This is a genomic window from Actinomyces slackii, from assembly GCF_900637295.1.
GTDB classification, from domain to species: Bacteria; Actinomycetota; Actinomycetes; order Actinomycetales; family Actinomycetaceae; genus Actinomyces; species Actinomyces slackii.
Map to the genome: position 1 here is coordinate 1,703,096 of NZ_LR134363.1, position 15,069 is coordinate 1,718,164.

At 70.3% G+C, this 15,069-nt stretch carries 10 protein-coding genes; 4 read left to right on the top strand and 6 right to left on the bottom strand.

From position 1 onward, the window contains the following. The first annotated feature begins 756 nt into the window (after positions 1-756). On the top strand, positions 757-2,439 hold the full coding sequence (gene ettA / locus EL266_RS07035; RefSeq protein ID WP_026427135.1) for an energy-dependent translational throttle protein EttA: 1,683 nt from the start codon (positions 757-759) through the stop codon (positions 2,437-2,439). Positions 2,440-2,596: 157 nt separating this feature from the next. On the opposite strand, the gene EL266_RS07040 is transcribed toward ettA, so the two are convergent. Both EL266_RS07040 and ptsP read right to left on the bottom strand, forming a co-directional pair. Beyond that, entirely contained in the window at positions 2,597-3,562 is a 966-nt protein-coding gene (locus EL266_RS07040) for an acyl-CoA thioesterase (RefSeq protein WP_026427136.1), read from the bottom strand. Further along, positions 3,559-5,253 (bottom strand): phosphoenolpyruvate--protein phosphotransferase, encoded by a 1,695-nt coding sequence (gene ptsP, locus EL266_RS07045; protein WP_026427137.1) that lies wholly within the window; start codon positions 5,251-5,253, stop codon positions 3,559-3,561. The genes EL266_RS07040 and ptsP overlap by 4 nt, the downstream gene beginning before the upstream one ends. Positions 5,254-5,502: 249 nt before the next feature. Here ptsP and EL266_RS07050 point away from each other — a divergent pair, with 249 nt between their 5' ends. Continuing rightward, entirely contained in the window at positions 5,503-5,730 is a 228-nt protein-coding gene (locus EL266_RS07050; RefSeq protein WP_026427138.1) for a glucose PTS transporter subunit EIIB, read from the top strand. 259 nt (positions 5,731-5,989) lie between these two features. Next, positions 5,990-8,152, top strand: a complete 2,163-nt coding sequence (gene malQ, locus EL266_RS07055) for a 4-alpha-glucanotransferase (protein ID WP_026427139.1) — start codon at positions 5,990-5,992, stop codon at positions 8,150-8,152. Positions 8,153-8,179: 27 nt separating this feature from the next. Here malQ and EL266_RS07060 read toward each other — a convergent pair whose 3' ends face one another. Continuing rightward, positions 8,180-8,641, bottom strand: coding sequence for a PTS sugar transporter subunit IIA (locus EL266_RS07060; RefSeq protein ID WP_026427140.1), 462 nt, complete (start codon positions 8,639-8,641; stop codon positions 8,180-8,182). Positions 8,642-8,919: 278 nt separating this feature from the next. Between EL266_RS07060 and EL266_RS07065 the strand changes: the two genes are divergently transcribed. Beyond that, positions 8,920-10,077, top strand: coding sequence for a glycerate kinase (locus EL266_RS07065; protein WP_026427141.1), 1,158 nt, complete (start codon positions 8,920-8,922; stop codon positions 10,075-10,077). A gap of 58 nt (positions 10,078-10,135) precedes the next feature. Here EL266_RS07065 and pepN read toward each other — a convergent pair whose 3' ends face one another. From pepN to EL266_RS07080, 3 genes are all read right to left on the bottom strand, one after another. Beyond that, positions 10,136-12,706, bottom strand: a complete 2,571-nt coding sequence (gene pepN / locus EL266_RS07070; protein WP_026427142.1) for an aminopeptidase N — start codon at positions 12,704-12,706, stop codon at positions 10,136-10,138. A gap of 160 nt (positions 12,707-12,866) precedes the next feature. Next, on the bottom strand, positions 12,867-13,979 hold the full coding sequence (locus tag EL266_RS07075; RefSeq protein WP_051281252.1) for an LCP family protein: 1,113 nt from the start codon (positions 13,977-13,979) through the stop codon (positions 12,867-12,869). Between the two features lie 20 nt (positions 13,980-13,999). Then, complete coding sequence (locus EL266_RS07080) at positions 14,000-14,968, bottom strand: hypothetical protein (RefSeq protein ID WP_051281254.1); 969 nt, start codon at positions 14,966-14,968, stop codon at positions 14,000-14,002. Between the last annotated feature and the right edge of the window lie 101 nt (positions 14,969-15,069).

The window sequence follows — 15,069 nt, forward strand, 5'->3', positions numbered from 1 at the left end:
AACCTTTCAGGAACGAGCCGTCATGATCAAGGCTATCACAGGCCTGAGCGGGGCCCAGATGAGCGCATTGGTGGAACTGATCGTGGGCGATGACAAGATCGCCCTGGCATCAAGAATCCTCAGCCCCTTGACAGCGGTGCGGACCACATCGATGTACCTGGCACCAATACCTCCCAGACCGGGATCGTCGATGTCCTGGGCGTGTCCCAGCCCACGATCTCGCGAGCGATCACGGTAATCACCCGGATCATCGCCAGGCCCCTGGGACCCCTGCTGGCCACCGCCGAGCAGATCCCCTCACGGATGCCTACATCATCGATGGCACCCTCCTATCGTGCTGGTCCTGGAAGGACCAGCACGACCTGTAGTCGGGCAAGCGCAAGCGCACCGGCATTAACCTCCAGGTGATGGCCTCCGGCGGGCGCCTGATCTGGGCCTGGCACCCCATGCCGGGGTCCATCCACGACTCCAGGGTCATCACCACCTCTGGGATCCTGGAGGAGGTCAGCCCAGCGACTGCATCGCCGACAAGGGCTACATCAGAACCGGAATCACCACCCACCTCAGTTGGCCATGGTGTCTCCTAACCGTCGTGAGCTTGGTCCGGCGTGCCCGGTCTCATGGGGAGGTGTCGTCGCCCCGGGGGCGGTGGGGTCGTAGGCTTGGGTGCAGTGCGCGCATCACGACCCGGCGTCCAGTCGCGGGGCGGCGCGCAGTCACGTCCAGCCCGCACCCTGACGAAAGGCGTACAGACCTGTGGCTGAGTACATCTACCAGATGATCAAGGCGCGCAAGGCGCACGGGGACAAGGTCATTCTCGATGACGTCACCATGGCATTCTTCCCCGGTGCCAAGATCGGCATGGTCGGCCCCAACGGCGCCGGCAAGTCCTCCATCCTCAAGATCATGGCCGGCATCGACCAGCCCTCCAACGGCGAGGCCCGCCTGACCCCAGGGTTCTCCGTGGGCATCCTCCTGCAGGAGCCGCCGCTCAACGAGGACAAGACCGTCCTGGGCAACGTTGAGGAGGGCGTGGCCGAGATCAAGGGCAAGCTCGACCGCTTCAACGAGATCAGCGCCCTCATGGCGGACCCGGATGCCGATTTCGACGCCCTCATGGCGGAGATGGGCACGCTGCAGGACGCCCTGGACGCCGCGAACGCCTGGGACCTCGACTCCCAGCTGGAGCAGGCCATGGATGCGCTGCGCTGCCCGCCCCCGGATGCGCCGGTCAAGAACCTCTCCGGTGGTGAGCGCCGCCGCGTGGCCCTGTGCAAGCTGCTCCTGGAGGCCCCCGACCTCCTCCTGCTCGATGAGCCCACCAACCACCTCGACGCCGAGTCGGTCCTGTGGCTGGAGCAGCACCTGGCCGCCTACAAGGGCGCCGTCATCGCCGTGACCCACGACCGCTACTTCCTGGACCACGTGGCCCAGTGGATCGCCGAGGTCGATCGAGGCCACCTCTACCCCTATGAGGGCAACTACTCCACCTACCTGGAGACCAAGGAGAAGCGACTGGAGGTCCAGGGCAAGAAGGACGCCAAGCTGGCCAAGCGCCTCAAGGAGGAGCTGGAGTGGGTGCGCTCCTCGGCCAAGGGGCGTCAGGCCAAGTCCAAGGCCCGTCTGGCCCGCTACGAGGAGATGGCCGCCGAGGCCGAGCGCACCCGCAAGCTCGACTTCGAGGAGATCCAGATCCCGCCGGGCCCGCGCCTGGGCAACCAGGTCCTGGAGGCCACCGATCTCAACAAGGGCTTCGAGGGGCGCACCCTCATCGACGGCCTGTCCTTCACGCTGCCGCGCAATGGGATCGTCGGCGTCGTGGGCCCCAACGGGGTCGGCAAGACCACCCTGTTCAAGACCATTGTGGGGCTCGAGCCCCTCGACGGCGGCGAGCTGAAGATCGGCCAGACGGTCAAGCTGTCCTATGTTGACCAGTCCCGCGCCGGGATCGACCCGAAGAAGACCCTCTGGGAGGTCGTCTCCGATGGCCTGGACTACATCAAGGTCGGCAATGTGGAGATGCCCTCGCGCGCCTATGTGGCCTCCTTCGGCTTCAAGGGTGCTGACCAGCAGAAGCCCGCGGGCGTGCTCTCCGGCGGTGAGCGCAACCGGCTCAACCTGGCCCTGACTCTCAAGCAGGGAGGCAACCTCATCCTCCTGGACGAGCCCACCAACGACCTGGACGTCGAGACCCTGTCCTCCCTGGAGAACGCCCTGCTGGAGTTCCCGGGCTGCGCCGTGGTCATCACCCACGACCGCTGGTTCCTGGACCGCGTGGCCACGCACATCCTGGCTTGGGAGGGCAATGAGGACAACCCGGCGAACTGGTACTGGTTCGAGGGCAACTTCGCCTCCTACGAGGACAACAAGGTCGAGCGCCTCGGCCCCGAGGCCGCCCGCCCCCACCGAGTCACCTACCGGAAGCTCACGCGCGACTGAGGCGAATGAAGCCGAGCCGATCCATGAATGGTGCCTGTGGTTGACGATCCTGGTAGATCGTCAACCACAGGCACCATTCATCGTTGCCGGGCCGGGCAGCCATGCCGGTCGGGATTTGGAGCTCCTGGCGCGTGCACGTCATCAGGAGGATCGACGTCTAGGACGTCGGATCGTCCTCCCCATCCACACGAATGCCCCAGCGCCCCGAGCCCTGGGACTGCGCCCCGGGCATGCGCACCATCCCCTCCTGGGCGATGGTGCTCACCAGGCGACCCGAGGAGTCGAAGACCTGGGCCCGTGCCATGCCGCGTCCCCCCTGAGAGGAGGGGGAGTCCTGAACGAAGAGCAGCCAGTCGTTGACATCAACATCGCGATGGAACCACTGGCCGTGGTCCAGTGTGGCCAGGCTCAGGCCCTTGCTGCGCCAGCTCAGTCCCTGGCTGCGCAGAACCGGCTCGAGCATGACCTGGTCGCAGACATAGGTCAGCAGGGCGCGATGCACGGTCTGCGGCGTGTCCTCCGGCAGGCGCCCGCGCGCCCGCATCCACAGGTGCTGGATCCCCACCCGCTCCGGCCCCGGCCGCAGGTAGATGTTGCCCTCAACGTGCTTGATGTCGAAGGCCGCCGTGCGGCCCAGGAACCTGGCCACGGGGTGGTCGATCGTCCTGAAGATCTCCAGTGCGCTGGTCAACTCCTCAGGACCGGGCACGGCAGGAGCCTCCAACTGCGCCTGGGCGCCGTCCTGCTCCTCCTGGAAGGAGGAGATCATGGCCAGGATCGCAGTGCCTCCTTGGGAGGCGGTGGTGCGCCTCTGGGAGAAGGACCGGCCGTCGTGAAGGCGCTCAACGGCGAAGTCGATCGGCTCCTCCAGGCGCCCTCCCCGCATGAAGTAGGCGTGCACCGAGTGCGGCAGCCGCTCGCCGTCCCCATCATCGGGGACGGTGGCCGCGGCGGCCAGCAGTCCCTGGGCCACCACCTGGCCTCCGTAGACCCTCCCGGAGAGCTGGGGCAGGCTGCTGCCGATGAAGGAGTCCTCCCCCTCCCCAGCGGCGAGGCCCAGCACTCGGGCGACCGAGCCCAGGGGCTCCTCGTCAACACTGGGGAGGGGATAGGGCCTTGTCACAGGCCCAGCTCCTCCAGGATCGGCAGCTTGGAGCGCACGGCCTCGCGGGCGTCCTCGGCGGTCGGGGAGTCGACGGCGATGCGGGCCAGCTCCTGGCACTCCTCGAAGGTCACCGACTTCAGCACCGCGTCGACATCCGGCAGGGCACGGGCGGTCATGGACAGGGAGGCGACCCCCAGCCCCACGAGGACCGTGGCCAGGGCCGGGTCGGCGGCGGCCTCACCGCACACGCCCACCGGGCGGCCCTTGGGCTCCGCGCCCTGGCAGGCCTGCTGGATGAGGCGCAGCACCGCCGGCTGCCATGCGGTGGACAGGTCCGCCAGTGAGGACAGGAGGCGGTCAGCGGCCATGACGTACTGGGTCAGGTCGTTGGTGCCCACCGAGGCGAACTCGGCGTGCTCGAAGAGCTTGTCGGCCATGAGGGCGGCCGAGGGCACCTCGATCATCATGCCGGCGGTGGCAAGGCCGTAGGAGCGCGCCTGCTCGGTGAAGGCCTTGGCCTCCTCGGCGGTGGAGATCATGGGGGCCATGACCCACACCTTGGCCTGCGTCGCGGCCTCCGCCTTGGCCAGCGCCTCGAGCTGGTGGTCCAGGACATCCGGGTCACGGCGGGTGGTGCGATAGGCGCGCACGCCCAGGGCGGGGTTGGCCTCGGTGGCGTCGGTGAGGAAGGGCAGGGGCTTGTCCGCTCCGGCATCCAGGGTGCGCACCACGACCTTCTTGCCGGGGAAGGCCTCCAGCACGCCGGTGTAGGCCTCCACCTGGGCCTCGATGGTGGGCTCATCGGGCTGGTCGAGGAAGCAGAACTCGGTGCGGAACAGGCCAACGCCCATGGCGCCCGCCTCGGCGGCGGTGCGGGCGCCGGCGGCGTCGCCGACGTTGGCCAGCAGCTGGACCTCCCGCCCGTCCTTGGTGGCGCCGTCGCCGTTGAAGACCCGCACGCGCGAGGCCAACTCCTTGGCGCGGCGCAGGGCGTCCTCGGAGGGGTTGAGGGTGATGGCGCCCTTGGTGCCGTCGACCAGGACGATGTCGCCGTCGGACAGGGCGTCGGTGACCTCCTCGCCCGTGCCCACGATGGCGGGCATGCCCAGGGCGCGGGCCAGGATCGCGGTGTGAGAGGTGGGCCCGCCCTCGGAGGTGATGAAGGCGACGACCTTCTCGGGATCCAGCAGGGCGGTGTCAGCCGGGGCCAGGTCCGCGGCCACGAGGACGAAGGGCTCGGGGAGGGTGGGGATGCCGGGCATGGGGGAGTCGGTCAGGACCGCCACGATGCGGTCGCGGACATCGGCGACGTCACGGGTGCGCTCGGCCATGTAGCCGCCCAGGGACTCCAGCATGGAGGCCAGCGTGCCGGCCGCCTCCCACACGGCCCGCGCCGGGACCAGGCGGCGCTCGCGCACCATGGCCTGGGCCGAGGAGGTCAGGGTGGGGTCAGCCGCCATCTGCGCGGTGGTCTCCAGAAGAGTGCGCGCCTCTGCCTTGGCCTCGGCTGCGGAGAGTTCCAGGCCCTTCTTGACCCGCTGGGCGGCGTCGGCGATGCGCTGACACTCCTGGTCGAGGTCGACGTCCGAGGCCAGGGTGGCGATCTCCGGCTCTGGGATGGGAGGGGCCATCCGAGCGACCGGTCCGGCAACCAGACCGGGGCTCACGCCAATGCCTGCGAGTGTGGTGGGGATGGTGGACGAGCTCATGCGGTGCTCCTCGTCGGAGGCGATATGGAATCGTTCCTCATTGTGCCCTGCCTGCGGCATCTAGGGGGCCATTCCGCCAGGGGAAGAATGAGGTGACGCCATCTGGGGACGTGCGTGGCAGAGCCCCGGGCCGCTTCATCCTGGGATAAAGTGAGGCCGAGCACGATAGACCCCGAGCGTCCCACAGGCCCCGTCGTCCCCCGTCATCGTGGAGGGGCGCGGACAGGGACCTGATCACAAGGAGGATTCATGAGCACTGCGGCCAAGATCGTCGAGGGACTCGGCGGGCAGGACAACATCACTGACCTGGAGCCGTGCATCACGCGCCTGCGCGTGGAGGTCGCGGATCAGGAGAAGGTCGATGAGGAGGCGCTGCGCGCCGCCGGGGCCTTCGGCGTGGTGCGCTCGGGCCGCGTGGTCCAGGTCGTCGTCGGCCCCACGGCCGATGACATCGCATCGGAGATCGCCCGGCTCTGAGCCTCGGCCTCCGCGATCCGGCGGCCTGAGGTGCACTCCACATCGGAGCCCCTCCCCGTCAGGCAGCGCCCCCGAGCCGCGCCATTGAGGCCGAATGCCTGGGATCAGAGCGCAGCCGCACGGTGCGCCGTTCCGCTGGGCGGTCTCCCGCCCGGTGGTGAACAGGGCAGAATTGGCTCCAGCACCCGCCAGCCCCGTCCGGCGGGGCGTCCCGCGCATCCTCGCGCATCACCGCAAACCGCAAGGCTGACCCACCCACATGACTGAGCTCAATGACGACCACGCACCCGCATCCGAGCGACTCAAGCAGCTCGCCGAGGCCCATGGTGTCTCCACTGAGTACTGGGACTTCCACGGCAGACTCGCCTCTCCCAACAGGGCCACCCTTGTCGCGGTCCTAGCCGCGCTGGGCGTTCAGGCTCGCACTGAGGAGGAGATCGAGTCCGCCCTGCGCGAGCATGACATCGCCCCCTGGCGAGCCACCCTGCCCCCCACCGTGGTGGTCCGCGGAGGAGGGGCCTCAACCGTCACCGTTCACCTTCCCGATGGCGCGGATGCGAGCCTGCGCGTGGTCCTGGAGGAGGGCGGGGAGCGCCCTCTGGCCCAGATCGAGGACTTCACCCTGCCGCGGGAGGTCGACGGCGTGCTGCGCGGGCGCGCCTCCTTCGGCCTGCCCGCCGACCTGCCCCTGGGGTGGCACACGCTCGTCGCTGAGATCGGCCCCGCTCAGGGCCAGCCGGCCTCCAGTGCCACCTCCTCGCTCATCATCACGCCCAACCACCTCGACCTGCCCGCCTCCATGGGGGAGCGCGGCTGGGGGGCCATGGCCCAGCTCTACTCGGTGCGCTCGCGAGAGTCCTGGGGCGTGGGCGACGCCGACGACCTGACCGAGATCGCCAGCTACCTGGGCGACCAGGGCGCGGACTTCCTGCTCATCAACCCCCTGCACGCCGCCGAGCCGGCCGGGGAGATGACGCCCTCGCCCTACCTGCCGGTCACGCGCCGCTTCATCAACCCGATATACATCCGCCCAGAGGCCATCCTGGAGGTTTCGCGCCTGTCAGGTCCGCGCCGCTCCCTGGTGCAGTGGGCCGCCGAGGAGGTCCAGGAGTCCAACCTCAACGCCGAGCCCATCGACCGCGACGCGGTGTGGAAGGCCAAGCGCGAGGCCCTCGAGGTCGTCTTCGCCGCAGGCAGGTCCTACTCCCGCCAGCGCGATTTCGAGCGCTTCCGCGCCGAGCAGGGCGAGGGCCTGGAGCGCTTCGCCCTGTGGAGCGCCCTGACCGAGAAGTACGGCCCGCTCGCGCAGTGGCCGTCCACGCTTCACGACGCCGAATCCGCCTATGTGGCCAATGAGGCCCACAGCCTGGCCGAGCGCATCGACTTCTACGCCTGGCTGCAGTGGATCATCGACGAGCAGCTCGCCCGCGCCCAGGCCCAGGCCCTGGCCTCGGGCATGGCCCTGGGCATCATGGCTGACCTGGCCGTGGGCGTCCACCCCCGCGGCGCTGACGTGTGGTCCGACCCCCAGGCCTTCGCCCCCGGGGTGACGGTGGGCGCGCCGCCCGACATGTACAACCAGCAGGGCCAGAACTGGTCTCAGCCGCCGTGGAGCCCGGTGCGCCTGGCCGAGACCGCCTACGCCCCGCTGCGCGACATGGTGCGCATGGTGCTGCGCCACTGCGGTGCTCTGCGCGTGGACCACGTCATCGGACTGTTCCGCCTGTGGTGGATCCCGGAGGGCAGGAGCGCCTCCTCGGGCGCCTACGTGCGCTACGACCACGAGGCGATGGTCGGCGTCGTGCTGCTGGAGGCCTATCGCGCCGGTGCCGTCATCATCGGCGAGGACCTGGGCACCGTGGAGCCCTGGGCCCGCGACTACCTGGCCAGCCGCGGGGTGCTGGGAACCAGCGTGCTGTGGTTCGAGAAGCAGGATGACGGCTGGCCCCTGCAGCCCGAGGCCTACCGGCGCCTGGCCCTGTCCACGGTCTCGACCCACGATCTGCCGCCCACGGCCGGCTACCTGGCCGATGAGCATGTCGAGCTGCGCGAGCGCCTGGGCCTGCTGACCGACTCGGTGGATCACGTGCGCGCCGAGGCCCGCCTGGAGCGCGAGCGGATGCTCGTGCGATTGCGCGATCACGGTCTGCTGGAGGAGCAGCCGACTGAGCGCACCATCGTCGAGGCCCTGCACCGCTACATCGTGCGCACCCCCTCGGCGCTGGTGGGCGTGGCCCTGGTCGACGGCGTCGGCGAGCGCAGGGCCCAGAACCAGCCGGGCACGGACACCGAGTACCCCAATTGGAAGATGCCCCTGGCCGACGGCTCGGGTGAGGTGGTCCTCGTCGAGGACCTGCCCGGCAACGTCCGCCTGGCCAGTCTGCTCAAGGCGGTCCGAGAGGAGATGGGCCAGGGCTCCTGACCCGCCCTGGGCGATTCACGGCCCGGTTCAGGACCAGGTCATGAGCAGATCACCTGCGGCCAGGGCCGTGCCGGCGGGGACCGGGGCCAGGGCGCCCTCATCGCCCCCCATGGCCAGGACGGGGACGATCGGGCTCAGGCCCCCGGCCTCAACGGCGGAAGGGCTCCAGGTGATGATCGGTGTGCCCGCCCGCACGAAGGCGCCCGCGACGGCATGGACGGTGAAGCCCCGGCCCTCCAGGCTCACGGTGTCGATCCCCAGGTGGACCAGCACCTCGCGGCCCTGCGCGTCGGCGACGATGAAGGCGTGGGGATGAGCCTTGGTCACCCTCCCGGTCAGGGGCGCCACAGCCACGGCGGTGCGACCCGCGGCGCGATCGGGATCCAGGGCGATGCCCGGGCCCAGGACCCGGCCGGCGAACACCGGATCGGGGACCTGGGCGAGCGCGATGACGGTGCCGGCCACGGGCGCGCAGACCTCCAGGCTCATCACGAGCCTCCTGCGCTCAAGGGGCGGGTGGTTCCTGGCGACTGGGGCATGGGCTCCTCCTGGGTCTGGTCGGACGGGCGGCGACTGGCCAGCCTCATTGTGGCCCGCCGCATGCGGTCCCGGCCCGCATCCCGGGGCAGCGGCGGGGCGCACCGCTTGGACGGTGACCGGCTGGCGGCATCGGGCGGTGCGATCGGCGCTTGACAGGCCGGGGGTCTCCGGCTTGCCTGGAACCACGGATCCGGCGCACGCCCGGACCGGTCGCACCAAGGAGAACGATGATGACCACCGTGGTTCTCGCCCCCGACTCCTTCAAGGAGTCCCTCAGCGCCTCACAGGCCTGCGCCGCACTCGCCCACGGGCTCGCTGCGGCGGATCCCACCATCCGCTGCCTGCACGCCCCCATGGCCGACGGCGGGGAGGGAACCGCTGCCGCCCTCGTCAGTGCCGGGGGATGGCAGGAGGTGGCGGTGCGCGTCGCCGATGCGCTGGGCCGCCCCACCGAGGCGACCCTGGCCTGGGACCCCACCACCGCCACGGCCTGCCTCGAGGCGGCCCAGGCCGTGGGCCTGGAGCGCATCGCCCCCGATGAGCGCGACATCTGGGCTGCCGACTCCGCAGGCGTGGGCGAGCTCATCACCAGGGCACTGGACCTGGGGGCCAGGCGCCTGGTGATGGGCCTGGGAGGATCCGCGACCAATGACGGCGGCGCGGGCATGCTCAGGGCCCTGGGCGCACGGCTCCTCAACGCCGCCGGCCAGCCCATCGCCCCGGGGCCCGCCGGGCTGCGGGACCTGGAGAGCATCGAGACTGCCGGGCTGGATCCCAGGCTCGCCGGCACCGAGATCCTCCTGGCCACCGATGTCGACAACCCCCTCCTGGGCGAGCGTGGGGCCAGCGCCGTCTTCGGGCCCCAGAAGGGGGCAGGGGCCCAGGACGTGGCCGCGTTGGATGCCGCGCTGGCCCGCTTCGCCGACCGTGCGGCGCAGCACCTGGGCGCCGATAGGCGCAACGCCCCAGGAGCGGGGGCCGCGGGGGGACTGGGATGGGCGGGCCTGGAGTTCCTGGGCGCGGGCCTGCGCCCAGGGGTCGAGGTGGTGGCCGAGCTCGTCGGCCTGGAGCGCATGATCGCCGGTGCCGACCTGGTCATCACCGGAGAGGGCAGCGTCGATGAGCAGACCCTGGCCGGCAAGACCCCCTGGGGCGTGGCCCGCATCGCCATCGCCCACCGGGTGCCCGTCGTCGTCCTGGCCGGACGGGTGGGGCAGGGCTGGCAGCGGCTCCTGGAGTCGGGCATCAGCGCGGTCCTGCCCATCGTGCCCGGACCCTGCACTCTGGCGGAGGCGCTGGATGAGGGCGAGGAGAACCTGAGGCGCACCGCCGCCATGCTGCCCGGCCTCATGGGCTGGGGCTCGGCTCGCCCGCACTCGCCCTGACCCGTGGCCCGCCCCGCGTCCAGGCGCCACGATGGTTGCCTGGACGCGGGTCAGCGATTCAGCGGGCGGCCCGCTCAGCGGCCTGGGCCCCAGCCACCCGCACCGCGGTGTCCAGGTTCTCCTGGACGATGCGGCGCAGAGCCGCGGGCGCCTCAGCGTGCTCGGCCAGCCAGGCCTCCAGGGCGCCGATCGGGTCAAGCCCCTCCAGGCCGACCGTGGCATCCGACCACAGGCCCGACAGCAGGTTCTCAGCCATGTGGAAGGTCCGCGACTCCCAGATCCCGGCAGCCTCACGGGCATACTCGGCCACGAAGGGCGCCAGCAGCTCGGGATCGCGCTCCACATTGGTCAGGCCGCGCAGCATCCGCACCTGGGTCTCATTGGGCATGGAGGCGCTGTCGACGAGCTCGCGCCATGCCGCCTCCTTGGCCTGCGGGGTCGGGATGGCCGCCCGGGCCTCCCCGGCGCGCTCGCGGCCAGTGGTGGTGACATCGCGCTCCAGCTCGGCATCGATGCGCGCCTGGCCGCAGCGCCCGGCGGACACCAGTCCGATCAGCAGCTCCCAGCGCAGATCCTGGTCGACGACGAGCCCCTCGAGGGCCTGACCGCCCTCCAGCAGACCCTCGACGGCGTCGAGCTGGTCGGCTGTGACGGCGTGGGCCGCCAGGGCGCGCACCAGCTGGAGCTGCTTGTCACTGCCGGGCGCCGCGGCGCGGGCCAGACCCCACAGCGACTCGGCCACCTGGGTGGCGCTGTCGCGACGCAGCTCGGGGGGCAGGTAGAAGGACAGGCAGGTGGTGATGCGCCCCAGCAGCCCCTGGATGACCGAGGAGTGCTCCTCGACGGCCAGGGCCTCAAGGGCGGCGCCAAGGAAGCGCGAGGATGCCAGCTCGCCGTCGCGCACCATGTCCCAGGCCGAGGCCAGGACCAGGGAGCGCGGCAGGGAGGCGGTGAAGCCCCCGACGTGCTCCAGGCCGGTGGCCAGGGAGGCCTGGTCAAGGCGGACCTTGGCGTAGGTGAGGTCCTCGTCGTTGAGCATCAGGACATCGGGGCGGGACTGGCCCACCAGGTCGGGGATGGGGGTCAGCTCGCCGTCGACGTCGAGTTCGATGAGGCCGGTGCGCTCCAGGCGCCCGGAGTCCTCCAGGCGGTAGCAGCCCACGGCCACGCGGTGGGGGCGCAGTGAGGCCGGGGAGCCCGCGGGAATCTCCTGGCGGATAGCCGCGCGGGTGATGGTGCCGGCCTCATCGAGGTCCAGCTCGGTGCGCAGGGTGGTCACCCCGGCCTCCTGGAGCCACAGGCGCGTCCAGGTCGACAGATCGCGTCCGGAGACCGCCTCGAGCTCGGACAGAAGATCGGAGAGCTCGGCGTTGGCGTAGGCGTGGGCCGCCAGGTAGTTGGCGATGCCGGTGAAGAAGCTCTTCCGCCCCACATAGCCCACCAGGGCAGTCAGCACGGCGGCGCCCTTGGCGTAGGTGATGCCGTCGAAGTTGACCTCGACATCGTGCAGGTCCCTGATCTCGGCGGCCACCGGGTGGGTCGAGGAGAGCTGGTCCTGGTTGTAGGCCCAGGCCTTCTCGATGGTCTGGAAGGTGGTCCAGGCGTCGGTGAAGCGGGTGGTCTCGGCGGTGGCCAGGGTGGAGATGTACTCGGCGAAGGACTCGTTGAGCCACAGGTCGTTCCACCAGGTCATGGTCACCAGGTCTCCGAACCACATGTGCGCCAGCTCGTGGAGGATGGTCACGGCCCGCCGCTCGACCCGCGCCTGGACGGGCCGGGAGCGGAAGACGTAGTCGTCGCGGTGGGTCACGCAGCCGGCGTTCTCCATGGCTCCGGCGTTGAACTCCGGCACGAAGATCTGGTCGTACTTGGAGAAGGCGTAAGGGGTGTCGAAGAGATCCTCGTAGTAGGCGAAGCCCTTCTTGGTGATCTCCAGGATCTCCTCGGCATCCAGGTGATCGGCCAGGGAGGCGCGGCAGTAGACGCCCAGGGGCACCGTGCGGCCGTCGGCAGCGGTGTACGCATCGGTGACCCCCGTGTAGGGCCCGGCCACGATCGCGGTGACGTAGGAGCTCATGGGCTCGGTGGGGGCGAAGGCGAAGGTGTGGGAGTCCTCGCCGGCGCTCGAGGGCTCGGGGGTGGGGGAGTTGGAGAAGACCGTCCAGGAGCTGGGGGCTGTGACGGTGAAGGTGAAGGAAGCCTTGAGGTCGGGCTGCTCGAAGACGGCGTAGACGCGGCGGGAGTCGGGGACCTCGAACTGCGAGTAGAGGTAGGTCAGTCCATCGGCGGGGTCGGTGAAGCGGTGCAGGCCCTCACCGGTGTGCATGTAGGCGCAGTCCGCCACGACAACCAGCTCGTTGTCCTGGGCCAGGCCCTCCAGGATGATGCGGGAGTCCGCGTAGACCGCGGCGGGATCGAGCTCGCGTCCGTTGAGGGTGATGGAGTGGACGGTGGGGGCGACCAGGTCGATGAAGGTATCGGCCCCCGGCGTCGCGGTGAATCGGGCGGTGGTCGTTGACCTGAAGGTGGTCTCGCCACGGGTGAGATCCAGGACGACGTCGTAGCTGGAGGTGGTCACGGTGGCGGCGCGCGCGATCGCTTCCTCGCGCGTGAGGTTCTGACCCGGCATGGTGCTCCTGTCTGCGGGAATACGGGGGTGCGTGCCTCGGCGACCTCATCGGCCAGGCCGGGGCGCTCGGTCACAGTGCCAGGATTGTCGCACCGCGCCGCGGCACTCGCCCAATCAGGAAGGTTGCGTGCCGATGCGCAGCCGCCTCGATCGGGCGAGGTCAGCTCCCGGCAGGCTCGCAGGAGCCGGGGGAGTACCCGTGCTCGGCGAGAACCGCGCGGGTCTCATCGCTGCTGAAGGCGATCAGGCCGTTGCCCTGAGCGGGGGCGGGGACGCTGACCAGGGAGAGGGCGCCACCATCGCGGGCGGCGGTGGCCGATCTGGCGAAGGAGTACAGGTCCATCAGGCCGGTGCCGTGATCGAGAGTCAGGTTGCCGGCGATGCTGTGGGCGCGCTGATGTGCGCTCCAGGGGCGGGAGGCGTCCTTGGCCAGGGAGGCCACGAGCGCGCGCATCACGGATGAGACCGATTCGGCCCGCCTCTGGTGCCCCTCGGCCTCGTCGAGAGCGGTCCAGGTGCCCTCGCGCAGGACCTCTGGGTGGCGCGAGCGCACCAGGGCGAGGGCCTGGACGCCGTCGAGCCGATGCGTGCCGGCTGTGGGCAGGGAGAGTCCCGAGTAGGAGTCCCGGACGGGCTCGGGGATCTCAACCTCGACTCCGCCCAGGGAGTCGACGATCCCGGCGAACTGGGCCATGTCGATGGTGACCAGGTGCGTGGTGGTCACGCCCAGTCCGTGGCACAGGAGGTCGACGGTGGCCTGTGGGCCGGCGAGGTGGCTGGTGGCCAGGCGCTCGATGCCTCCATCCTTGGATCGCAGAGTCAGCTCGCGGGGGATGGACAGCACTGTCAGTCCAGCCTCGGTGGGCTGTGCGACGGCGATGATATCCGCGCGGGAGCCCTGCACATCGGATGTGGTCCCATAGTGATTGGGGCCCTCGGGGACGGTCTGGCGGGAGTCGACGCCCAGGATCAGCCAGGTCTGCGGGGGCGCTGCCGAGGGGTCGGCGGCATGGGGCATGGCGACCTCGACGCGCTGGGGGCGATGAGCCAGCACAGCGGCATCGATGCAGGCGACGCCGGCCAGCGCCACGGCGAGCAGGCCGGAGACGACGGCGACCCTGCGCCGACGCGACCAGTGCGAGAAGGCGGCCCTGGCCCGCCTGCCCCGCCTGCGCCGCGGTGGATCGGCGTCCGCGGGCAAAGCCTCCGCCGGGGAGGGAGCGCTTCTCAGTGCTCCCTCCCCGGCGGAGGATGATGAGGACGAGCGGGTCATCCTGTCATTGTGCGTCTGTCTCAGGCCTTGCGGCGACGAGCGACGAGCACTCCACCGCCCACGGCCAGCAGCGCCAGGGCGCCACCGCCGATGAGCAGGCCGTTGGTGCCCGTGCGAGCCAGGTCCTTGCCGTCGGTCTTGGCGCCGGCGGCGTGGGTCGCGCCAGCGGTCACCGAGACCGTGGTGCCCTTCTCGGTGCTTCCGGCCTCAGTCGAGCCGGCGTCACCGGTGTTGGTGGTGGTGCCGCCGCCCATGCCGCCACTGTTGCTGTCGCCGCTACCGCCGTCCTGGTTGGCGTCATCCACGGTGGAGTAGGTGCCGCCGGAGACCTGGATCAGCTTGGTGGACGAGGCGCCCTCCCCGTAACGGCTGCCGACGATCACCAGTCGGTAGGTGCCGTCGGGCAGTGCGGGGGCGGGGAAGGAGCCGGTGCCGGTGCCGTCGGCGTTGATCGTGATCGAGCCGAGCTCGGCGACCTCAGCCTGGTCCGGCTCGGAGTTCAGGGTGAGCCGGGCGGTCTCGCCGGCGGAGAGTCCGGAGAGCTCCACGTTGAAGGTGGTGGCACCGTTCTCAGAGGTGATCGTGAAGTTGCCGGTGACCTCGGTGTTGTCGAAGAAGACCGGGTAGCCGGCGAGGGCAGTCTGCTGGTTGTAGGCGCCGCAGGCGGCTGCGACGCTCCAGCCGTCCTTCGCGGTGTCGCCGCCGGCGACCTGCTCGGGGATGTTGAGCGTGGTGGACCAGGAGCCGTCAGCGCTGGGGGTGACCGTGACGGTCCGGCTCAGATCCGCATCGTTCCCACCGGGCGGGACCAGGCCGACGATGACCTGCGCGTCCTGTCCGGTGCATCCGACTCCGGAGACCGCGTAGGCGGTGTTCGCCGGGTCAACGGCCGGGTCATTGGGCTGGGCGATGGCGAAACTGGTGGCTCCGTTGCCGTTGGTGGCCTCATCAGCCAGGGCGGGAACGGCGACCAGGGAAGCGCCGATCATAGCGGTGCCAGCGCCAAGCGCGGCGAGGGGGCGTCCGAGACGCATTGGAGACCTCCAAGGGTGGGATGGGTAGGAAGGTGGCGTCGTGATGCCAATGTGAC